General features: G+C 37.9%; 30 protein-coding genes. All 30 read right to left on the bottom strand.

The features are described from left to right. Nucleotides 1-89: 89 nt before the first annotated feature. Entirely contained in the window at nucleotides 90-728 is a 639-nt protein-coding gene (locus QOR44_RS00570) for an adenylate kinase (protein ID WP_001050419.1), read from the bottom strand. A 94-nt stretch (nucleotides 729-822) separates the two neighbouring features. Next, nucleotides 823-2,127 (bottom strand): preprotein translocase subunit SecY, encoded by a 1,305-nt coding sequence (gene secY, locus QOR44_RS00565; RefSeq protein ID WP_000478891.1) that lies wholly within the window; start codon nucleotides 2,125-2,127, stop codon nucleotides 823-825. A 20-nt stretch (nucleotides 2,128-2,147) separates the two neighbouring features. Further along, nucleotides 2,148-2,588: a 50S ribosomal protein L15 gene (gene rplO, locus QOR44_RS00560; protein ID WP_000766093.1), complete on the bottom strand. Its 441-nt coding sequence runs from the start codon at nucleotides 2,586-2,588 to the stop codon at nucleotides 2,148-2,150. Nucleotides 2,589-2,712: 124 nt separating this feature from the next. Further along, a complete protein-coding gene (gene rpmD, locus QOR44_RS00555; protein WP_000057245.1) occupies nucleotides 2,713-2,892 on the bottom strand; it encodes a 50S ribosomal protein L30 in 180 nt (59 codons plus the stop codon). Between the two features lie 14 nt (nucleotides 2,893-2,906). Further along, nucleotides 2,907-3,401 (bottom strand): 30S ribosomal protein S5, encoded by a 495-nt coding sequence (gene rpsE, locus QOR44_RS00550; RefSeq protein WP_000874200.1) that lies wholly within the window; start codon nucleotides 3,399-3,401, stop codon nucleotides 2,907-2,909. 18 nt (nucleotides 3,402-3,419) lie between these two features. Next, nucleotides 3,420-3,776 (bottom strand): 50S ribosomal protein L18, encoded by a 357-nt coding sequence (gene rplR / locus QOR44_RS00545; RefSeq protein WP_001865622.1) that lies wholly within the window; start codon nucleotides 3,774-3,776, stop codon nucleotides 3,420-3,422. A gap of 100 nt (nucleotides 3,777-3,876) precedes the next feature. Then, complete coding sequence (rplF, locus tag QOR44_RS00540; RefSeq protein WP_000086620.1) at nucleotides 3,877-4,413, bottom strand: 50S ribosomal protein L6; 537 nt, start codon at nucleotides 4,411-4,413, stop codon at nucleotides 3,877-3,879. Between the two features lie 109 nt (nucleotides 4,414-4,522). After that, nucleotides 4,523-4,921 carry a 30S ribosomal protein S8 gene (gene rpsH / locus QOR44_RS00535; protein WP_000245501.1) on the bottom strand — a complete coding sequence of 133 codons (399 nt, stop codon included), beginning with the start codon at nucleotides 4,919-4,921 and terminating at the stop codon, nucleotides 4,523-4,525. A gap of 154 nt (nucleotides 4,922-5,075) precedes the next feature. Then, nucleotides 5,076-5,261: a type Z 30S ribosomal protein S14 gene (locus tag QOR44_RS00530; protein WP_001085698.1), complete on the bottom strand. Its 186-nt coding sequence runs from the start codon at nucleotides 5,259-5,261 to the stop codon at nucleotides 5,076-5,078. Between the two features lie 17 nt (nucleotides 5,262-5,278). Continuing rightward, complete coding sequence (gene rplE / locus QOR44_RS00525; RefSeq protein WP_000013545.1) at nucleotides 5,279-5,821, bottom strand: 50S ribosomal protein L5; 543 nt, start codon at nucleotides 5,819-5,821, stop codon at nucleotides 5,279-5,281. 23 nt (nucleotides 5,822-5,844) lie between these two features. Next, a complete protein-coding gene (gene rplX, locus QOR44_RS00520; protein WP_000497687.1) occupies nucleotides 5,845-6,150 on the bottom strand; it encodes a 50S ribosomal protein L24 in 306 nt (101 codons plus the stop codon). Nucleotides 6,151-6,229: 79 nt separating this feature from the next. After that, nucleotides 6,230-6,598, bottom strand: coding sequence for a 50S ribosomal protein L14 (gene rplN, locus QOR44_RS00515; RefSeq protein ID WP_000615920.1), 369 nt, complete (start codon nucleotides 6,596-6,598; stop codon nucleotides 6,230-6,232). 24 nt (nucleotides 6,599-6,622) lie between these two features. Beyond that, the gene (rpsQ, locus tag QOR44_RS00510; protein ID WP_000440811.1) at nucleotides 6,623-6,883 is read right to left on the bottom strand and encodes a 30S ribosomal protein S17; all 261 of its coding nucleotides are present in this window, start codon (nucleotides 6,881-6,883) and stop codon (nucleotides 6,623-6,625) included. A 25-nt stretch (nucleotides 6,884-6,908) separates the two neighbouring features. After that, entirely contained in the window at nucleotides 6,909-7,115 is a 207-nt protein-coding gene (gene rpmC / locus QOR44_RS00505; RefSeq protein ID WP_000775731.1) for a 50S ribosomal protein L29, read from the bottom strand. Nucleotides 7,116-7,124: 9 nt separating this feature from the next. Next, nucleotides 7,125-7,538, bottom strand: a complete 414-nt coding sequence (gene rplP / locus QOR44_RS00500; RefSeq protein WP_000960950.1) for a 50S ribosomal protein L16 — start codon at nucleotides 7,536-7,538, stop codon at nucleotides 7,125-7,127. 3 nt (nucleotides 7,539-7,541) lie between these two features. Beyond that, a complete protein-coding gene (gene rpsC, locus QOR44_RS00495; RefSeq protein WP_000529929.1) occupies nucleotides 7,542-8,195 on the bottom strand; it encodes a 30S ribosomal protein S3 in 654 nt (217 codons plus the stop codon). A 12-nt stretch (nucleotides 8,196-8,207) separates the two neighbouring features. Continuing rightward, nucleotides 8,208-8,552, bottom strand: coding sequence for a 50S ribosomal protein L22 (gene rplV / locus QOR44_RS00490; protein WP_000818141.1), 345 nt, complete (start codon nucleotides 8,550-8,552; stop codon nucleotides 8,208-8,210). Nucleotides 8,553-8,567: 15 nt separating this feature from the next. Beyond that, nucleotides 8,568-8,846, bottom strand: a complete 279-nt coding sequence (gene rpsS / locus QOR44_RS00485) for a 30S ribosomal protein S19 (protein WP_000533765.1) — start codon at nucleotides 8,844-8,846, stop codon at nucleotides 8,568-8,570. A 98-nt stretch (nucleotides 8,847-8,944) separates the two neighbouring features. Further along, on the bottom strand, nucleotides 8,945-9,778 hold the full coding sequence (gene rplB, locus QOR44_RS00480; RefSeq protein WP_000511737.1) for a 50S ribosomal protein L2: 834 nt from the start codon (nucleotides 9,776-9,778) through the stop codon (nucleotides 8,945-8,947). Nucleotides 9,779-9,795: 17 nt separating this feature from the next. Beyond that, nucleotides 9,796-10,092, bottom strand: coding sequence for a 50S ribosomal protein L23 (locus QOR44_RS00475; protein WP_001055343.1), 297 nt, complete (start codon nucleotides 10,090-10,092; stop codon nucleotides 9,796-9,798). Continuing rightward, nucleotides 10,092-10,715, bottom strand: coding sequence for a 50S ribosomal protein L4 (gene rplD / locus QOR44_RS00470; protein ID WP_000024418.1), 624 nt, complete (start codon nucleotides 10,713-10,715; stop codon nucleotides 10,092-10,094). Before rplD ends, QOR44_RS00475 begins: the two co-directional genes overlap by 1 nt. Nucleotides 10,716-10,738: 23 nt before the next feature. After that, nucleotides 10,739-11,365: a 50S ribosomal protein L3 gene (rplC, locus tag QOR44_RS00465; protein ID WP_000160205.1), complete on the bottom strand. Its 627-nt coding sequence runs from the start codon at nucleotides 11,363-11,365 to the stop codon at nucleotides 10,739-10,741. Nucleotides 11,366-11,469: 104 nt separating this feature from the next. Then, on the bottom strand, nucleotides 11,470-11,778 hold the full coding sequence (gene rpsJ, locus QOR44_RS00460; protein ID WP_001284518.1) for a 30S ribosomal protein S10: 309 nt from the start codon (nucleotides 11,776-11,778) through the stop codon (nucleotides 11,470-11,472). Between the two features lie 205 nt (nucleotides 11,779-11,983). Then, nucleotides 11,984-13,264 (bottom strand): MATE family efflux transporter, encoded by a 1,281-nt coding sequence (locus tag QOR44_RS00455; protein ID WP_001270708.1) that lies wholly within the window; start codon nucleotides 13,262-13,264, stop codon nucleotides 11,984-11,986. Between the two features lie 104 nt (nucleotides 13,265-13,368). Further along, nucleotides 13,369-14,859: a threonine synthase gene (thrC, locus tag QOR44_RS00450; RefSeq protein WP_001029138.1), complete on the bottom strand. Its 1,491-nt coding sequence runs from the start codon at nucleotides 14,857-14,859 to the stop codon at nucleotides 13,369-13,371. A 120-nt stretch (nucleotides 14,860-14,979) separates the two neighbouring features. Then, the gene (adhP, locus tag QOR44_RS00445; protein ID WP_283572655.1) at nucleotides 14,980-15,996 is read right to left on the bottom strand and encodes an alcohol dehydrogenase AdhP; all 1,017 of its coding nucleotides are present in this window, start codon (nucleotides 15,994-15,996) and stop codon (nucleotides 14,980-14,982) included. A 178-nt stretch (nucleotides 15,997-16,174) separates the two neighbouring features. Next, nucleotides 16,175-18,817 (bottom strand): bifunctional acetaldehyde-CoA/alcohol dehydrogenase, encoded by a 2,643-nt coding sequence (gene adhE / locus QOR44_RS00440; RefSeq protein ID WP_000137036.1) that lies wholly within the window; start codon nucleotides 18,815-18,817, stop codon nucleotides 16,175-16,177. A gap of 269 nt (nucleotides 18,818-19,086) precedes the next feature. Continuing rightward, nucleotides 19,087-20,865, bottom strand: coding sequence for an acyltransferase family protein (locus QOR44_RS00435; RefSeq protein WP_001220910.1), 1,779 nt, complete (start codon nucleotides 20,863-20,865; stop codon nucleotides 19,087-19,089). Beyond that, nucleotides 20,862-21,242 (bottom strand): MORN repeat-containing protein, encoded by a 381-nt coding sequence (locus QOR44_RS00430; RefSeq protein WP_000787702.1) that lies wholly within the window; start codon nucleotides 21,240-21,242, stop codon nucleotides 20,862-20,864. Before QOR44_RS00430 ends, QOR44_RS00435 begins: the two co-directional genes overlap by 4 nt. Before the next feature lie 6 nt (nucleotides 21,243-21,248). Continuing rightward, entirely contained in the window at nucleotides 21,249-21,686 is a 438-nt protein-coding gene (locus QOR44_RS00425; RefSeq protein ID WP_000754818.1) for a low molecular weight protein-tyrosine-phosphatase, read from the bottom strand. Between the last annotated feature and the right edge of the window lie 92 nt (nucleotides 21,687-21,778).

Raw genomic sequence — 21,778 nt, 5'->3', positions numbered from 1 at the left:
TGATGTCCTCTGTAAAGAGGTAACAATTATAAGTCAGACTAACTTAGTATATCATTACTAATCTACTTATGCAAGTAGATTAGCATAATTTATTTGAGTTCTAGCAACGCTTGTTCAACATCTGCAAAAACTTCTGTTATTTCTTGATTACCTTCAATATCTGTAACAAGACCAAGCTTACGATAGTGTTCAAGAATAGGTTCTCCTTGAGCAATATTAACGTCCAAGCGACGTTTGACAGTTTCAGGCTTATCATCTTCACGTTGATAGTAATCTTCTTCTTTATAATCTACTGGTGGGTTGAACACTTTATGGAAAGTTTCACCAGTTTTACGATTGATAATACGACCACTCAAACGCTCTACAAGACATGATGGATCCACTTTAATATTAATAACACCATCTAAGCGTAGTCCTAGTTCTTCAAGCGTAGCATCTAAGGCGTGTGCTTGTTCAATAGTACGTGGATACCCATCAAGTAAAAAACCTTTTTCTGCGATATCATCCTCAGCTAAGCGCTCTTTTACAATCCCGTTTGTTACTTCATCAGGAACCAATTCACCTTTATCAATATAACTTTTAGCTAAACGCCCCATTTCGGTTTGATTAGCAATTGCGGCGCGGAACATATCCCCTGTTGAGATATGAGCAACACCAAATTCTTCAACAATCTTAGCTGCTTGAGTACCTTTACCAGCACCAGGCAAACCCATAATTAAAAGATTCATTATAGTCTCCTTATTTTATTTTTAAATAAATCCAACACAGCGTGTCGGACTTATTAAAAAACAAAATAGAAGGTTGACAGAGTCAACCTATATTCTATTCTGTTGTATTCATGAATCCAACATAGCGTCTCTTTAAAAGATAGCCCTCGAGTTGTTTCATACCTTCAATACCTGTTGCAATCAAAATGAGTAAGCTTGTCCCACCTAACGCAATACTTGATGACAAATGCAACGCTTGTTGAGCAATAATTGGTAACAAGGAAATAAATGCTAGAAATACTGAACCAATTGTTGCTAATTTTTTCAATAGCGATGACATATATTCTTCTGTTTCTCGTCCTGGTCGAATACTTGGAATGTAGGACGAATTTTTTTGAAGATTCTCTGCTGTCTTTTCAGGGTTTACTTGTACAAAAGTATAGAAGAAAGAGAACAGAATAATCAAGATAGCATAGATAATCATACCGACTGGGGTTTGATAATTAAGTAATTCTTGGAGTTTAGTAAGCCAAGGAATTTCTTTACCATTTTGAAAGAAAGGAATAATCGTACTTGGAATTGTTGTAATCGAGCTAGCAAAGATAACGGGAATAACACCAGCTGGATTTACTTTTAGAGGAAGATATGAACTTGTAGGAGCTCCTTGAACAAGTTTTGTATATTGGATTGGAATTTTGTATTCAGCTTGTTGAATAAATGTTGTAAAAAATACAATTGCTAATACTGCTACAATAAGAATCCCGACAAAGATGTAAGAATTTGTAATTGCTGAAGAGCGTACATTTACAAAGAAATCTTCGTAGATAGTTGTAATTGCACTTGGAATGGAAGAAATGATACCCGCAAAGATAATCATAGACACTCCATTTCCGAATCCCTTATCAGTAATTTGTTCACCTAGCCAAGTAACCACCATACTACCTGTTGTAAGGATTGCACCAATAAGCAAATATGTTTGTACATTCGGAGTTTTAACTAAAGCAACACTTGATAGAGTGTTAAAACCAGCAGTAATACCAATTGATTGTACGAATGCAAGGAACAAAGAAATATAACGTGTAGCTTGGTTAAGCTTACGACGACCTACCTCTCCTTGTTTTCCCCATTCAACAAACTTCGGAAGAATATCCATTTGAAGTAGCTGAACAACAATAGACGCAGTAATGTAAGGGCTAACTCCCATAGAGAATACCGAAAAGTTTCTCATTGCATTACCACTAACTAAGTTAAGCATATTTAGAAATGGAAGTTCACCCATTTGTTCTAAACTCTTAACATTGATGCCCGGTACTGTGATATGCGTTCCGATACGAAATACAAGAAGGATAAAGATAGTAAATAAAATTTTATTTCTTACCATCTTTACTTTGAGTGCATCTCTAAGTAATTTTAAAAACATAATGAGTTACCTCTCATTAATTAGATGACTTCGATTGAACCACCTTTAGCAGTGATAGCTGCTTCAGCAGATTTAGAAAACTTAGCTGCTTTAACAGACAATTTCTTAGTTAATTCACCATTACCAAGAATTTTAACGCCTGATTTTTCAGCACGCACGATTCCAGCTTCTTTAAGGACAACTGGAGTTACTTCAGTACCATCTTCAAAGACATTTAATTGGTCAAGATTCACAAGAGCATATTCTTTTGCATTGATGTTTGAGAACCCACGTTTTGGCATACGGCGGAACAATGGAGTTTGTCCACCTTCAAAACCAAGGCGTACTCCACCACCACTACGCGCTTTTTGTCCTTTTTGACCACGTCCAGAAGTTTTACCATTACCTGAAGATGTACCGCGACCCACACGATTGCGGACTTTACGTGATCCTTCTGCAGGTTTTAATTCATGAAGTTTCATTATTTTTTCTCCTTATTTGTAAAATGCTAACGCCTTTACGAGGGGAAAGGTACTCCCCGCAAAGACTCGCCTATACGATTTGTTTAAATCGCACCAATAACAATCAGTGCGATTTAGCATTTAATTAAGCTTCTTCAACAGTTACTAAGTGAGAGATAGCGTTAACCATACCACGGATGGCAGCATTATCTTCCTTAACAACTGAAGAGTTTAATTTACCAAGTCCAAGGGCAACAACAGTTTTACGTTGTTCTGGTTTGCGACCGATTGGAGACTTAGTCAAAGTAATTTTAATTTGAGCCATTATAATCCCCTTTCTTATGCTAAGTCAGAAACAGAAATGCCACGTAAAGCAGCAACTTCTTCTGCACGTTTTAATTGTTTCAAGCCCTCAACAGTTGCGCGAACAATGTTGATTGGAGTGTTTGAACCAAGTGATTTAGATGTAATATCTGCAACACCTGCTAATTCGATGACGGCACGAACAGCACCACCAGCGGCAACCCCAGCACCCTCAACAGCTGGTTTCAACAATACTTTCGCTCCACCAAATTCTGAACGAACTTCGTGAGGAATTGTTGTACCGACCATAGGAACTTCAACCATGTTTTTCTTAGCAGCTTCAACAGCTTTGCGAATAGCTTCTGGTACTTCTTGAGCTTTACCTGTACCAAAACCAACACGACCATTACGGTCACCAACAACTACAAGAGCTGCAAAACGTAGACGACGTCCACCTTTAACAACTTTTGTAACGCGGTTAATCGCAACAACGCGCTCTTCAAGTTCTACTGCATTATCTTTAAATGCCATTATTAAGTGTCCTCCCTATTAGAATTTCAATCCGTTTTCACGAGCTGAGTCAGCCAAAGCTTTTACACGTCCGTGATAGAGATATCCACCGCGGTCAAACACCACTTCAGAAATACCTTTAGCTACTGCGCGTTCAGCAACAAGTTTACCGACAACAACGGCTTGTTCTGTTTTTGTTCCGTTAGAAACTTCTTTATCAAGAGTTGATGCACTTGCGAGCGTTACACCCGCTACGTCATCAATTACTTGAGCGTAGATGCCTGTATTAGAACGGAAAATGTTCAAACGTGGGCGATCAGCAGTTCCAGAGAGTTTACCGCGAACGCGACGGTGGCGTTTTTGGCGGATTTTATTTTTATCTGGTTTCGAAATCACAATTTTCACCTCTTAAATATATTGTTATGTCAAAATGACAATATTAAAATGAAAGGATAGAGAATTTGCAGAAAAGATTCTACAAAATCTATCAATCCTATTATTTACCTGTTTTACCTTCTTTACGGCGTACGAATTCACCAACGTAACGAATACCTTTACCTTTATATGGTTCTGGTGAACGTAAGCTACGAACGTAAGCAGCAGTTTGTCCAACGCTTTCTTTGTTGATACCGATTACGTTGATTGTTGTTGGAGTTGGCACTTCAAAAGTAACACCTTCTGGAGCTTCAACTTCGTCTTGGTGAGACTTACCAACAGAAAGAACAAGTTTTGATCCTTGAAGTTGTGCACGGTAACCAACACCGCGCATTTCAAGAGCTTTTTTGAAACCTTCAGAAACACCAACAACCATGTTGTTCAAGTTCGCACGAGTTGTACCATGAATTGTTTTCATTTCTTTTGAGTCGTTAGGACGAGTAACTGTTACTTCAGTCCCTTCAACAGTGATTCCAATATTTTTATTAAACTCACGAGTGAGTTCGCCTTTAGGTCCTTTTACAGTAACAACATTATCCTTGTTAATGATTTCAACACCTGCAGGCAATGTAATTACTTTATTACCAATACGTGACATGTTTATTTTCTCCTGTTAAATTGTCAAGTTGCTTGAGCAACTAGTTTTCACGGGGACTCATGAGACCACAGGATTATACTGTGAGTCAATGAGCATTTTAGGTAAAATTTTACCAAATATATGCAAGTACTTCTCCACCAACATTTTTTTGGCGAGCTTCTTTGTCAGTTAAAAGACCTTCAGAAGTTGATACAATTGCAATACCAAGTCCGTTAAGAACTTTAGGCATATCTTCATGTTTAGTATAAACACGAAGACCTGGTTTTGAAATACGTTTCAAGTTAGTGATAACACGTTCACCATTTTGTCCATATTTAAGGAACACACGGATGATGCCTTGTTTGTCATCTTCAATAACTTCAACGTTTTTTACAAAACCTTCACGTTTAAGGATATCAGCAATCCCTTTTTTAATGTTTGATGCAGGTACTTCTAACACTTCATGTTTTGCTTGATTAGCATTACGAATACGAGTTAAAAAGTCTGCAATTGGGTCAGTCATAACCATTTTTTAATTCTCCTCTTATTAGCAGTTTGAATTTAATCACTTGCTAATTAATGAGTCCTTACGGACGTTGTAAGACTAGGTCTTAGTATATTTGCGTTTAAAAATCAGTGCCATTATCAACGACACCTTTTAAACACAAAGCATCATTAATTTATTACCAAGATGCTTTAGTTACGCCTGGTACTTGACCTTTATAAGCCAAGTCACGGAAGCAAACACGGCAAAGTTGGAATTTGCGGTAAACTGAGTGTGGACGTCCGCATTTTTCACAACGAGTGTAAGCTTGCGTAGAGAACTTCGCTGGGCGTTTGTTCTTAGCAATCATAGATTTTTTAGCCAATTTATTTACCTCCTAGATTACTTTGCAAAAGGCATTCCAAGGCCTTTTAGCAATTCACGTGACTCTTCATCAGTGTTAGCAGTAGTAACGATAACGATATCAAGACCACGTACTTTATCAACGTCATCAAAGTTGATTTCTGGGAAGATCAATTGTTCTTTAACTCCAAGAGTGTAGTTTCCACGTCCATCAAATGATTTCGTTGGAACACCATGGAAGTCACGTACACGTGGAAGTGAAACAGAAACTAATTTATCCAAGAATTCGTACATACGTTCACCACGGAGGGTAACTTTTGCACCGATCGCTACACCTTCACGAAGACGGAAGCCAGCGATTGATTTCTTAGCTTTAGTAATAAGTGGTTTTTGACCTGAAATAAGTGCTAACTCAGCAGCAGCTTTCTCAAGATTTTTAGCGTTTGATACAGCATCACCAACACCCATGTTAAGAACGATTTTCTCAACTTTTGGCACAGCCATAACAGATGAATAGTTAAATTTTTCTGTCAACGCAGGAACAACTTCATTAGTATATTTTTCTTTTAAGCGATTTGCCATTATGCTTCTCCTTTCCTTCGTGATTAATCAAGCACTTCGCCTGATTTTTTGTTGTAACGAACTTTTTTGCCGTCAACAACTTTGTAACCAACACGTCCTGCTACACCATTTTTATCAAGAACTTGAACGTTTGACACATGGATTGGAGCTTCTTTTTCAACGATAGCGCCTTGAGGGTTTTCGTTATTTGGTTTTTGATGTTTCTTGATGAGGGCTACGCCTTCAACAACAACTTTGTTTACTTTTGGAAGAGCTTTAAGAACTACAGCTTCAGTGCCTTTGTCCTTACCAGCAATAACGCGAACTTTGTCGCCTTTTTTTACAAACATTTGAGTTTTTCTCCTATTTTTCTTACGCCTCGAAAGGCACCCTAGGAAATCCTAGGGGACTACGTTTGTTAATCTGAGATTAAAGTACTTCTGGTGCCAATGAAACGATCTTCATGTAGCCACCTTCACGCAATTCACGTGCAACTGGGCCAAAGATACGAGTTCCGCGAGGAGTTTTATCGTCACGGATGATTACAGCAGCATTGTCGTCAAATTTGATGTATGAACCGTCTGGGCGACGTGCACCAGTTTTTGTACGAACGATAACAGCTTTAACCACATCACCTTTTTTAACTGCTCCACCAGGAGTAGCTTGTTTTACAGAAGCAACGATTACGTCACCGATGTTAGCGAATTTACGTCCTGAACCACCAAGTACTTTGATAGTCAAGATCTCACGAGCACCGCTATTATCAGCAACTTTCAAGCGAGTTTCTTGTTGAATCATTTCAATTTTCTCCTTTTAGTTTGATTAGATAATAACAGCTTTTTCCACTACTTCCACAAGACGGAAACGTTTTGTAGCTGAAAGTGGGCGAGTTTCCATGATACGAACGATATCGCCTTCTTTAGCAACGTTGTTTTCATCATGTGCTTTATATTTTTTAGAATAGTTGATACGTTTACCATAGACTGGGTGGTTACGTTTAGTTTCAACTACAACTGTGATTGTTTTATCCATCTTGTCAGACACTACGCGTCCGTAAAGAGTTTTACGTTGATTACGTTCCATTTAGAATTTCTCCTTTCCCAATCTATTATTTCATTTCTGATTGCACAGTTTTAACACGTGCAATTTGTTTCTTAACTTCGTCAAGGCGAGCAGTCTTTTCAAGTTGACCTGCTGCAGCTTGGAAACGAAGATCAAACAATTCTTTTTTGAGTTCGTTTTCTTTCTTAGCAAGTTCTTCTTGAGACAATCCACGAAGCTCTTTAACAAAATCTTTAATTTCTTGAAGTTTCATGTCTTCTCCTTATTCTGCTTCACGTTTTACGAATTTGCATTTAACTGGTAATTTGTGGCTAGCAAGACGTAATGCTTCACGTGCAACTTCTTCAGAAACACCAGCAATTTCAAACATCACTTTACCACGTTTAACTGGTGCTACCCAACCTTCAGGTGCCCCTTTACCAGAACCCATACGTACACCGATAGCTTTTGCAGTGTATGATTTGTGTGGGAAGATTTTAATCCAAACTTTACCACCACGTTTCATGTAACGAGTCATCGCAATACGGGCAGCTTCGATTTGACGGTTTGTAATCCAGTGGCTAGTTGTAGCTTGAAGTCCGTATTCACCGAATGAAACTTCTTTACCACCTTTAGCCTCACCGCGCATTTTTCCACGGAATTCGCGACGGTGTTTAACACGTTTAGGTACTAACATTTGTTATTTGCCTCCTTTAGTGTTTTTACGAGCTGGAAGAACTTCTCCACGGTAAATCCAAACTTTAACGCCAAGTTTACCATAAGTTGTGTCAGCTTCTTCCCAAGCATAGTCGATATCAGCACGAAGCGTGTGAAGTGGAACAGTTCCTTCTGAATAACCTTCAGCACGAGCGATATCAGCACCGTTCAAACGACCAGAAACTTGAGTTTTAATACCTTTAGCTCCTGCACGCATTGTACGTTGGATTGCTTGTTTTTGAGCACGACGGAAAGCAACACGTTGCTCTAATTGACGAGCAATGTTTTCACCAACAAGGTGAGCATCTAAATCAGGTTGTTTGATTTCGATGATGTTGATGTGTACTTGTTTTCCAGTTAATTTGTTAAGTTGACCACGAAGAGCGTCAACGTTTGCTCCACCTTTACCGATAACCATACCTGGTTTAGCAGTGTGAAGTGAAACAATAACTTTGTTTACTGCACGTTCAATTTCAATAGTTGAAACTGATGCGTCAGCTAATTCTTTATTAATGAATTTACGGATTGCAAGATCTTCATGAAGGTAATCCGCGTATTCTTTTTCAGCATACCATTTCGCATCCCAGTCACGGATGATTCCGACACGCATACCAATTGGATGTACTTTTTGACCCACGATTTTACCTCCTTATTTTTCTGATACAACTACAGTTACGTGAGTTGTACGTTTGTTGATTGGTGAAGCTGAACCTTTCGCACGTGGACGGAAACGTTTCATTGTTGGTCCTTCGTTAGCGAATGTTTCAGATACTACCAAGTTTGCTTTTTCCAAACCAAAGTTGTTTTCTGCATTTGCAATTGCTGAGTTAAGAGTTTTCTCAATAACACGAGCTGCTTTGTTTGGAGTGAATTTTAAGATTGCGATTGCGTCAGCAACATTCTTACCACGGATAAGATCAAGTACTAAACGTGTTTTACGAGGTGAAACACGCACTGTACGAGCCATTGCTTTAGCTGAAGTAATTTCTGCCATTGTGTCCTCCTCCTATTAACGACGTGTTTTCTTGTCGTCAGCTGCGTGACCTTTGTAAGTACGTGTTGGTGCAAATTCACCAAGTTTGTGACCTACCATGTCCTCTTGGATATAAACAGGAACATGTTTACGTCCATCATAAACTGCGATTGTGTATCCGATGAAACTTGGGAAAATCGTTGAACGACGTGACCAAGTTTTGATTACTTTTTTCTTTTCGTCATTTGCTTGAGCTTCAACTTTTTTCATTAAATGCTCGTCGACGAAAGGTCCTTTTTTAAGACTACGTCCCATTTTGTAGTTTTCTCCTTTAAATAATGTACCACAACGGCCTGTACACTATAGTGTACTACCGAGCTGGCGGATTTGTATAAGATTATGCTATTAACCTATTATTTTTGGTTACGACGACGAACAATAAGTTTGTCTGATTTAGCTTTCTTATTACGAGTTTTAAGTCCAAGTGCAGGTTTACCCCATGGAGTAGATGGTGCTTTACGACCAACTGGTGCTTTACCTTCACCACCACCGTGTGGGTGATCGTTAGGGTTCATTACAGAACCACGAACTGTAGGGCGAACACCTTTCCAACGATTACGTCCTGCTTTACCAATGTTAACAAGTGATTGTTGTTCATTACCAACAGTACCAATTGTTGCACGGCAAGTACCAAGGATCATACGTACTTCACCTGATTGAAGGCGAACAAGAACATATTTACCTTCTTGACCAAGTACTTGAGCAGAAGCACCAGCGGCACGAATCAATTCAGCACCTTTACCTGGTTGCAATTCAATATTATGGATAACTGTACCGACTGGAATGTTAGCAAGCGGAAGTGCGTTACCAACTTTGATGTCTGCTTCTGGACCAGAAATAATGCGTTGACCTACTTCAAGGCCTTTAGGCGCAAGGATGTAAGCTTTAACACCATCAGTATAGTGTACAAGAGCAATATTTGCAGTACGATTTGGATCGTATTCAATTGTTTTAACAACTGCTTCAACACCATCTTTATTACGTTTGAAGTCAATCAAACGGTAATGACGTTTGTGTCCACCACCTTGGTGACGAACAGTAATACGTCCGTTGTTGTTACGTCCTGCTTTATTCTTTAGTGAAACAAGCAATGATTTCTCAGGAGTGTTTGTAGTGATTTCTGCAAAATCCAAAGAAGTCATATTACGACGGCCATTTGTCGTTGGTTTATAAACTTTAATACCCACGTTATTTCCTCCTTAGATTATTCAGCTTCAGCAGCAAACAACTCGATTGCTTTTGAATCAGCTGTAAGAGTGATAATAGCTTTTTTAGTTTTTGAAGTAAAACCTGTGTAACGACCAACACGTTTTGCTTTGGGTTTAACTGTCACAGTGTTTACACTTGCAACTTTTACTCCGTCAAATGCAGCTTCAACAGCTTGTTTGATCAAAAGTTTGTGTGCACGTGTGTCAACTTCAAATGTATATTTCCCTGCTTCAAGAGCAACCATTGATTTCTCAGTGATAACAGGTTTTTTGATTACGTCATACAAATTCATTATGCAAGAACCCCCTCGATTGTAGAGATTGCTTCTTTAGTAACAAGAAGTTTGTCTGCGTTAACGATATCAAGAACACTTGCAGTAGTTGCAGTAGCAACTGTAACGTTTGGAAGGTTACGCGCTGAAAGTGCAGCAAATTCGTTACCTTCTTCAAGGATTACAAGTACTTTTGAATCAATGCTAAGTGCTGAAAGAACTGACGCAAATTCAGCAGTTTTTGGAGCTGCAAACGAAAGGTTTTCTACAGCTACAAATTTATCTTCAGCAACTTTTGCTGAATAAACTGATTTCAACGCAAGGCGACGAACTTTTTGTGGAAGTTTGTAGCCGTATGAACGTGGAGTTGGTCCAAAGACAACACCACCACCACGCCATTGTGGTGAGCGGATAGAACCTTGACGAGCGCGTCCAGTTCCTTTTTGACGCCATGGTTTACGTCCACCACCAGATACTGCTGAACGGTTTTTAACCGCGTGAGTACCTTGGCGAAGGCTAGCGCGTTGGCTGATTACAACATCAAAAACAACTGATTCGTTTGGTTCGATACCGAAGATAGCTTCGTTAAGTTCAACTGAGCTAACTTCTTTACCAGTTTGGTCAAATAGTTTAACGTTTGCCATTTTAACTGTTTTCTCCTTTCTTATTATTTAGCAGCTTTAACTGCTGATTTGATAGTGATAAGAGATTTCTTAGCACCTGGTACGTTACCTTTGATGAGGACAACGTTTTTCTCTGGGATAACTTGTACAATTTCAAGGTTTTGAACTGTTACACGGTTACCACCCATACGTCCTGCCAAGCGTTTGTTTTTGAAAACGCGGTTAGGCGCAACAGGTCCCATAGAACCTGGACGACGATGGTAACGAGAACCGTGAGCCATAGGACCACGTGATTGACCATGGCGTTTGATAACACCTTGGAAACCTTTACCTTTTGATGTCCCTGTGACGTCAACAACATCACCAGCTTCAAATTGTTCTACAGATAATTCTGCACCAACTTCTAAGCCTTCAATGTTTTTGAATTCACGAATGAAGCGCTTAGGAGCTGTGTTTGCTTTTGCAACATGGCCTTTGGCAGGTTTGTTACTCAATACTTCACGTTTGTCATCAAAACCAACCTGAACTGCTTCGTAACCGTCTGTTTCAACAGTTTTAACTTGAAGCACAACGTTTGGAGTTGCTTCAATGACAGTAACAGGGATGAATTCGCCTGATTCAGTGAAGATTTGAGTCATTCCCACTTTTTTCCCTAAGATTCCTTTTGTCATGAGAAAATATTTCCTTTTCTTATTTTATTTCAAAAAGTTTTTTATGAGCGTTTTTTGTGCTCAAAAAAGTTTTTTACGAGCGTTTTTTGTGCTCAGAAATCAAATTAAAGTTTGATTTCTACGTTGACACCACTTGGAAGATCAAGTTTCATCAAAGCATCAACAGTTTTTTGTGTTGGGTTGATGATGTCTACCAAACGTTTGTGTGTACGCATTTCAAACTGTTCGCGAGAATCTTTATATTTGTGAGTCGCACGAATAATTGTGTAAAGACTGCGTTCAGTTGGAAGCGGAACTGGTCCAGCAACTGTAGCACCTGTACGTGTTGCAGTTTCAACGATTTTTTCTGCCGCTGTATCAAGTGTACGGTGTTCGTACGCTTTCAAACGGATACGGATTTTTTTGTTTGCCATCTTTTCTCCTCTCGTCTATTTACGATAATAGGCTAGCTCCTCAAGAAAACCAACACGAGTTGCGTGGCAATGCAACCTAGCGTGTCGCAACCTCTTGCATCATAGCTAAAGCTGTTCATACACAGCACCAGTATATGATATCAAAAAAAAACAGCACACGCAAGCATTATTTTATTTTTTTTCAAAAAAATGCAACCATTTCTGGTTACATTTTTTGAATATATCGATGATAGCGAACTTTCAAAAACAGCCACCTAAAGATATTATCTGCTATCGTAGCCATCCAAACCCCAAGCAAACCTAATTCAAAAACTATTCCTAATAAATAACCAAGAACTACTCTGATTAACCACATGCCTATAGTCGTTGTGTAAAATGGGAGTTTAGCATTTCCTAATCCTTGCCAAGCTGCTGTATAAATCAAGGTCCCAATAGTAGCAGGTACTCCTACGAAAGATAGCAAAATAACAATCAAACTTCCTTTAATGGCAGAAGGATTATTTGTAAATAACTGTGTCAATGGTTTGCCTGCAAGAAGCATAAAACTTGATATAAGGGTCATTAGAACTAAGCCAATATAATACGAACTTTGAATAGTTTCTTCTATAGATTCTCTATTTTTTTGTCCTACATATTTTGCAGTTAGGATAATTGTAGCAGTTGCGATGCCAAGTCCTGGCATATAATTAAATTGTGTCAAGGTTTCTCCAATAGCATTTCCCGCTACAACATTTGTACCTAACTGAACAACAATAGCAACTATAACAACATCTCCAGCTCGCATCATCAGACGTTCTCCTGCTGATGGTAAGGCAAGATTCAAAATTTGTGCACTGATTTTCCAAGTCATTCTTTTTATTATTTTTTTAATAGGAAGATACTTCGTAAGGATACAAATACCAATTAATCTTGCGATAAGAGTTGATACTGCCACTCCGACCAAACCATAGCGCCACTCAAAAATAGCAAAACCTGATAAGACTGCATTGAGGAAATTGACAAAAATACTGACATACATTGGTAAACGAGGTTGCCCTTGCACACGTAAAAATGAGCCTAGGGTGGTTAACATTCCTAAAGTAACAACACCTCCACCCACAATTGCTAAATATAAACCACCAACTTGTGCGACACTTTTTGTTGTCCCTAAAAGTTTAAAGAAAGTTTGTCCAAAAACAATCGAGATAATTCCTAATATTGCCCCTATCAGTAATGTTAGAAAAATGGCTTGAGAACATACTGAAATTGCATCATCCTTCTCACTACCTGCTAACGACTTGGCCAATAGACTTGCTATACTCGCCCCTAAAGCTATAAAAATAGCTTGATAAATAGTAATTATATTATTAGCAACTGAAACACCTGATACTGCTACAACACCTAACTGAGCCACTAGATAATTATCAACTACTCCCATGAGCATTTGTAAGATATTTTCAATCATAGCTGGTATAGCTAACTGAATAATCTCTTTACTATAACGCACAGCATCTCCTTTCTATTACCCAGAATCATTAAAAAGAGAGTGATGGGAAAATTTCTAAAATGTTTCTTTCTCACTCTAAATATTTTAAAACAATCGTATTTTTATTATTGTTTCAAACCTAGACACTCTTCAACCGTTTCTCGCATATTTGAGGTAGGTACTACCGTTCTATGGATTACTTCGGCCTTTTGTAGATCTGTAACCGCCCTAGGCAAAGAAACACCTGACAAATCGTTTAAGATTGAAATAGCAGCGAAATCCTGTATCTCTTCTTTATTTGTAATAGCCTTTGTAACAACACACGGGAACTTATAAGGACTTGCTGTTGACACAATTACTGTTGGAGTTTGATCTTTAGTTTCTGTCTGATAAGCTTGATAAACAGCTGATGCTACAGCTGTATGCGGATCCTCTATATACTGATACTGGTCAAATAAACGTTTGATGTCTAATTCAACAAATTGTTCTGTCGCAAATCCCGCTACAAAGCTCTCTAAAATATTTGCTTGCCTAGCCTCTAAGGCATACTCCCCAGTAGTCACTAAATCTTCCATTAATTTTTTAGTCGTTTCTGCATCATCGCCTAAAAGGTGAAAGATTAATCGTTCTAGATTAGAGGAGACCAAAATATCCATAGAGGGACTTGATGTCACTTTAAATTCTCGATTTTTATCGTAGGTTTGTGTCTTAAAAAAATCTGTTAGAACGTTATTATCATTTGAGGCACAAATGAGTTTGGTAACAGGTAATCCAATTTGACTAGCATAATATGCTGCTAAAATATTACCAAAATTCCCTGTAGGTACACTAAAATTAATTGGTTGACCAATTAAGATTTCCTTTGACTTAACTAATTGAGCATATGCATATATATAGTAAACAATTTGAGGAACAAGGCGACCGATGTTCATTGAATTGGCTGATGATAACTGCATATGCTGCTGTGATAATTTTGATCGAAGAATGGAATTATTGAACATTTCTTTAACCGAAGTCTGTGCATCATCAAAATTTCCTTCAATCGCAACAACATGGGTATTTTGCCCGGCTTGTGTTATCATCTGCAATTCTTGGATATAACTAACACCATTTTTAGGATAAAAGACAATAATCTCAGTTCCTGGAACATCTGCAAAACCTGCCATCGCTGCCTTGCCAGTGTCACCTGATGTTGCTGTTAAAATAACGATTTTATTATCAACCCCTTGTTTTTTGGCTGCTGTTGTTAGCAAATAAGGAAGAATGGATAAAGCCATATCTTTAAATGCAATTGTAGGACCGTGAAATAATTCAAGGTGATACCGTTCTCCAACCTTTACTAACGGGGCTATTTCAGTTGTATCAAATTTAGTATCATAAGCTTGACTAATACAGTAATCCAATTCTTGTTCAGTAAAATCATCAAAAAAAGCTGACAAAACGAGTTTAGCCACTTCTTGGTAGGAAGCATCCTTAAGTTTAGTGAAATCTAAATCAACTTTTGGAAATGTGATGGGGGTAAAGAGTCCTCCATCGTCAGCTAATCCCTTTAGAATCGCTTGACTAGCTGTCACTTTATTACTAGCATCACGTGTTGATTGATATACTATTGCCATAAGAATCCCTCTTTATATAAATATCTTTTAGTTATTGTAACACAATTTAATAACATGTCCATTGTTCGTTATATAATTACCCCCCCTTTATTAAAATAAAGGGGGGGCGTAATATCATTATCACTTTGTAAAGTCGAGAACTTTACGTCCTTGAATCAATCCTCTTTCCATTTCATCGAATACTTGAGGAGCTGTATCCACAGGCACTTTTTCAACCACCGGTACTACCAAGCCTTCTGCTCCAAATGCGAAGGCTTCTTCTAAGTCTTTACGAGTTCCAACTAAGGAACCAACCACACGAATCCCATCAAGTACTGTTTTTACAATACTCAATTCCATATATTCTGATGGAAGACCAACAGCTACCACTGTACCTCCAGCACGAACGCTGTCAATCGCCTGATTAAACGCAACTTTAGAAACAGCAGTCACAACCACTCCATGACAACCGCCTGTCTTTTCTTGAATATAGGCCGCAACATCTTTTATTTCTTTGCCATTAACTGTCAAATCTGCTCCAACCTCTTTAGCTAATTGAAGTTTATCTGCGTTAATATCAACAGCTACAACATGAGCATTGAATACTTTTTTTGCATATTGGACTGCTAAGTTTCCAAGACCACCTGCACCATACACTGCAATCCACTGACCAGTAGCAGCTCCAGCTTCTTTGATAGCCTTGTATGTTGTTACTCCAGCACAAGTGATTGATGATGCTTGAGCTGGATCTAATCCCTCAGGAACCTTAACCGCATAGTCCGCGGTAACAATAGCGTATTCACTCATACCACCATCAACACTGTATCCAGCATTTTTAACACTACGACAAAGCGTCTCACGTCCTGTAGTACAGTATTCGCAATGACCGCACCCTTCAAAGAACCATGCAATAGAGACACGATCACCAACCCTCAAAGACGTTACACCTTCTCCAATTTCTTCTACTATACCAATGCCTTCGTGACCCAAAATGCGTCCTGGTACCTGGCCGAAATCTCCATGTGCAACGTGTAAATCAGTATGGCATACACCACAGTATTCTACTTTTACAAGTGCTTCACCATGACCAACTTTTGGAAGATCATGCTCAACAACTTCAACACCTGTACTAGCTTGATTAACAACAACTGCTTTCATGATAAAACCTCCTAGAAATAAATATATCTTATTTTGTAATCGTTTACATTTTATATTGTATTATTCTTCACAAACTATGTCAAGTGATTTTCAGAAAATTTTTTGAAAATATTCTTAACCGGTTAATCTTTTTGAAACTAAAAATCCCACTCAATAGAGTGAGATTCTTCGACTGCTGTTACTTACGACGTCCTGGACGTTCCTCATAACCATAATAAGCATCTTCGATGATTTCTTGCATGTGATCTACCATCGGAAGGCGTGGATTTGCTGGTGAACATTGATCTTCATATGCTAAGAAAGCTAGTTCACGAGATTTTTCTTTCCATTCTTTTTCATCAATACCTTGGTCGCGGAAATTCATCTTAATACCTAAACGTGTTCCAAGGTCATACACAGCTTTTGCATATGATTCGACAGCTTCTTCTGGTGTTGCTGCTGGTAAGCCGAGTAATTTAGCAATATCTTGATACTTTTCATCAGCACGATAGTAATTGTACTTAGGCCATGTTGCTGTTTTAGCTGGACGAGTTCCATTATAGCGGATAACATACGGCAAAAGAATTGCATTTGTACGTCCGTGTACGGTATGGAATTGTGCGCCAATTTTATGCGCCATTGAGTGAGAAATACCTAAGAATGCATTGGCGAAAGCCATACCTGCCATAGTTGACGCATTGTGCATCTTTTCACGTGCTTCAAAATCAGCATCTTTTACTGAGCGTTCTAAGTAGTCAAACACAATTTTAATTGCTTGAAGAGCAAGTCCGTCTGTATAATCATTTGCCATCTGTGAAACATAAGCCTCTGTTGCATGTGTCAATACATCCATACCCGTATCAGCCGCAATAAAACCAGGAACAGTCATAACAAGGGCCGGATCAACGATAGCTACAGTTGGTGTTAATGAATAATCAGCGATTGGATATTTACGATTATTTGCTTTGTCAGAGATAACGGCAAATGGTGTCACTTCAGAACCTGTTCCAGAAGTTGTTGGAATAGCAACAAATTTTGTTTTCTTACCAAGTTCTGGGAATTTGAACGCACGTTTACGGATATCCATGAATTTTTGAACGAGGTCATGGAAATCAACTTCTGGTTGTTCATAGAAGAGCCACATAACTTTCGCAGCATCCATAGGAGAACCACCACCTAATGCAATAATAGTGTCTGGTTTGAAGGTACGCATCAAATCTGTTCCTTTCATTACTGTTGTAATGTCTGGATCTGGTTCTACTTCAGCAAAAATCTGATAAACAACTTTATTGCGACGAAGATCAAGTTGTTCAATGATACGATCCAAGAAACCAAGCTCAACCATAGCGTGATCTGTAACAATCATGACACGTTCAACATCGCGACATTTTTGCAAATATTGAATAGAATCACGTTCGAAGTATGTTTTTGAAGGGACTTTAAACCATTGCATATTATTTCTACGTCTTCCTACTTTTTTGATATTCAAGAGATTTATAGCACTAACGTTATCACCAACTGAGTTACGTCCATACGAACCACAACCAAGAGTCAATGATGGCAAGAAAGCATTGTAAACATCCCCAATACCACCAAAAGTAGAAGGAGAATTCCAAATAACACGGATAGCACGAATTCTAGTTCCAAATTCACGAGCTAAGTCTGCATCTTTTGTATGAATAGCAGCTGAGTGCCCTAGACCATTAAACTCAACCATTTGACGAGCTTTTTCAACACCATCTTCTGTAGATTCAGCTTTCAATACTGCAATAACAGGTGATAGTTTTTCACGTGTCAAAGGTTCTTTTTCACTAACTTCAGTACATTCTGCGGCAAGAATATTTGTTCCTTCTGGAACAGTAAATCCAGCTTGTTCAGCAATCCAAACTGCTGATTTTCCAACAATATTTGGATTTAATTTTGCACCAGCACAGTTTTTGCTATTTGCTTTTGCACCAAAACAGAATTCTTCAAGAAGAGCTTTTTCTTTCTTATTAACGAAATAGGTATGATAAGATTTAAATTCTTCAACAAATTCTTTATAAATTTCTTTATCAATAATAACAGCCTGTTCTGATGCACATACCATACCGTTATCAAATGATTTAGACATAACAATATCGTGAGCAGCTTGACGGATATTAGCTGATTTTTCAACATAAGCTGGAACATTCCCAGCACCTACACCAAGGGCAGGTTTCCCACATGAGTAGGCAGCTTTAACCATCGCATTACCACCTGTCGCAAGGATAGTGGCAATACCATCATGGTTCATCAAAGCATTAGTTGCATCAATTGATGGTTGTTCAATCCATTGGACACAATTTTCAGGAGCTCCAGCAGCAATAGCAGCATCACGAACAATACGTGCTGCATGTGCTGATGATTCTTGTGCTGATGGGTGGAAGGCAAAAATAATTGGATTACGTGTTTTAAGAGAGATTAATGACTTGAAAATAGCAGTTGAAGTTGGGTTGGTTGTTGGCGTGATACCACAGACAACTCCTACTGGTTCAGCAATTAATGTCAAGCCTGTGACATCGTCTTCTTCAATAACTCCCACTGTCTTTGTATGACGCATGTTGTTAACGACGTGTTCACATGCAAATAAATTTTTTGTCGCTTTATCTTCAAAGACACCACGACCAGTTTCTTCTACTGCATGAAGAGCAAGTTCTCCATGGGCATCCAAGGCTGCAACAGAAGCTTTAGCTACAATATAATCAACTTGTTCTTGATTAAGTTGACGCATCTCATCAAGTGCTTTTAAACCGTTTTGAACCAATGTATCAATTGCAAGAGCAACATCTGTAGTTTCTACTGCTTTAGTTTTTTCAGTCATTTGAGACTCCTTTTGATTTGTTAAATGTTTCACAAATTTGTTTACGAGATTATTATAGCATATTTAAAAACTTTGTAAATAGTTTCACAACTTTTTTGTGAACTTTTTTTCAATCTTTCGGAAACATTTCTTGAAAGCGCTTTAATTATATTTGTTTTTTCATTACTAATTTTCAGATTAAAGCCAATCGATTTCATTTGTATCACCATAAACGGAGGTATCTATTATTCGTTTTCACAAAAAAAGCCGAGTACATGACTCGGACTTGTTTATTTTGCAGCTCGTTGAGCTGATTTTTGAATAGCTTTTTTGACGTTACTAACATATAAATCAGCCCCTGTAGTATCGCTATCACTATAATGCACACCATCTGTATTTCCCCAGATTTCTGGATGTTCTGTCGCAACCTTATACCAGTCAGCAACCGTTATGTAATTATATTTTTTCATTAGCGAGAGTTCATAATCACGCACTGTCGTAACTTGACTCATATTTTTAGCATTATAAGGTGTTACTATAATCAAACGGTGTCCCTTAGGCAAAGATTTAATAAATTGGCTCAAGTCTGTCTTGTAGTTATCTAATGAATTCACACCAACTGCCAAAACAACAATTTTGGACAAGGCTTTATTTTGAATACGGTTTTCAAAAATATCAAATGATTTACTAAAATTACGACTCACCGCAGCATCTAATTGTACTTCTGGTAACAATTTATTAAAAGCAGCACTTGACCTTAAGGCAACTGAATCTCCGATTACTGTCACATCACTAAGAGCACCTGCATCCCCTGCGGCTAGTGTATGTGTTCGGTTAGTATTTGTTCTAGCTTGTTGTAACGAATTCTGCAATAATTCTGTCTCAAAACTACCTATACTTGGAGCTGTCAACATTGTCACTACAGTAATAAGAGTTAGTACCCCTCCGATACTAAATAACCACTTTTTGTAAGGCAACAAGTCAAATTCATAATCAAGGAATTTAGGTTTTCTACCTAAAATAAAAGGTTCAATGACATAAAACGATAATGTTGAGAAGACTGCTGATAATACTACTGTCAAAATAACAGCTATCCAGTTTGGGGATAAACGACTAAAAATAATATAAAATGGCCAATGAAAAAGGTACATACCGTAACTGATATCAGCAAGATAAGTAATCACGAAAGGTTCTGAAATATCTGGTGTATGCTCGTGTAAAATACGTGCATTGTAAATCATTACACTAGCAAAAATGCTAGACAATACAAAACCAAAAAGATATGTTAGCCGATTATCAAAATCAAGTGCAAAAGTTAAAATCATTAGAGCAGCAAAAGCACTACCCATCATGATTAAATTATGCTTCAAAGTCAGATTTTTGATATTTTTCTTGAATCGTCCGGTAATCTCTCGAATACCAGATATTGTAGCCACCATCGCTCCTAAAAAGAACGGAAATATATGTGATAATGTAGAGAAATATATCGTTGAAAAATTATCAACGAAAAAGGCTCTAACAAACATGGTAAGGAAGCTGACTCCAAAAACTCCCATGGAAATAAGGAACAAAGTCCCCCTCAATTGCTTTTGATCTTTTGATCTTTTCGATAAGAGCCATACCGTTAAGCCCCATAAAACATAAAAATGGACCTCAATAGAAAGACTCCAGGTATGCACAAATAAGTGAGGGATAAATTGACTTTCGTAGTTACCACCAGTCAAGATTTCGTAAAAGTTGCTGGTAAAACCTAAAGCAGTCATAATTTGAGAGCCAATACTTGCTCTAAAATCGCTTTTAACCAGAAATACAAAAGGTATTGTCACCAAAACCATCAATACTAATGGTGGGAAAATACGGTAAAAACGTCTACGACAAAAACTAACAAAATCAATTTTTTTCGTTTTAGAAAATTCATCAATCAACAAGGCCGTAATCAGAAAACCAGAAAATGTAAAGAAGATGTCAACGCCAACAAATCCTCCTGGAAAACTATTCTTAAAGAAATGGTAAAGTAAAACAAGTAGTAGTCCTGTTATACGTACCAAAGAAAACCATTTTATTCTCATTTTTGATAAATCCCCTGTTTAAATGTCCCCTTATAGACTTTCTTATTTTTAGCATTGAGGCGACCTTGTCCATCAGGTTGACCTTTTTTAAAGTCACCTGTATAAGACCAGCCATGAACTGAAACAAATGTTCCTTTCCCTTCAAAGACCCCATTTACAAAATCGCCCTTATAGTAATCCCCATTCTCATAGGTTAATTTACCTTTACCAGTCATATGGTGATTAACAATAGAGCCCACATATTTTATCTTGCCGCCATCATAGCTAAGGACTCCTTGACTAGAAGTCGTTAAGGTAAATACTGATAAACCAAAAACAACAATAATTATCAAAGATAATATTTCTAGATGAGTTCGTGTTATTTTAAAATTCTTCATTTCTACTTAATCTCTACTATTATTTATTAGCGTTAACCACTGTTTACAGCCATCATTGACTAGACGATAGGTTTCCTCAAAATCACCAGTATACCATGGATCAGGAACACCACCATCACAAAAAAGGCTAATCTTATCATCATAGGTTCCTTGTGATAGAGCTTTTAAATCCTTGACATTTTGCTCATCCATACCGATGATATAATCAAAATATGCTAAATCGTCTTTAGAAATAGGTTGTGACCCTTTATCGTTAGTGTAAGGAATTTGATAACGCTGCAAAATCGCTTGCGTTCCCCTATGTATAGGATTTCCATGCTCCCATGTTGAAGTCGCACGACTCTCAACCGAGAGGCTATCCTCCTTATCTAAATTCGCCATAACAAACTCAGCCATAGGGCTACGGCAGATATTTCCAAGACAAACAAAACAGACTTTCTTCATAGCAAACTCCTTTTGGTCTATTATAACAGAAAAAAGGTACTTATAATACGTTTAACTGCTCAAAGAATAACTACAACATATCTAATACTTAA

Source organism: Streptococcus agalactiae, assembly GCF_949788565.1.
GTDB classification, from domain to species: Bacteria; Bacillota; Bacilli; order Lactobacillales; family Streptococcaceae; genus Streptococcus; species Streptococcus agalactiae.
This window is presented reverse-complemented; position numbering and strand designations above follow the sequence as displayed.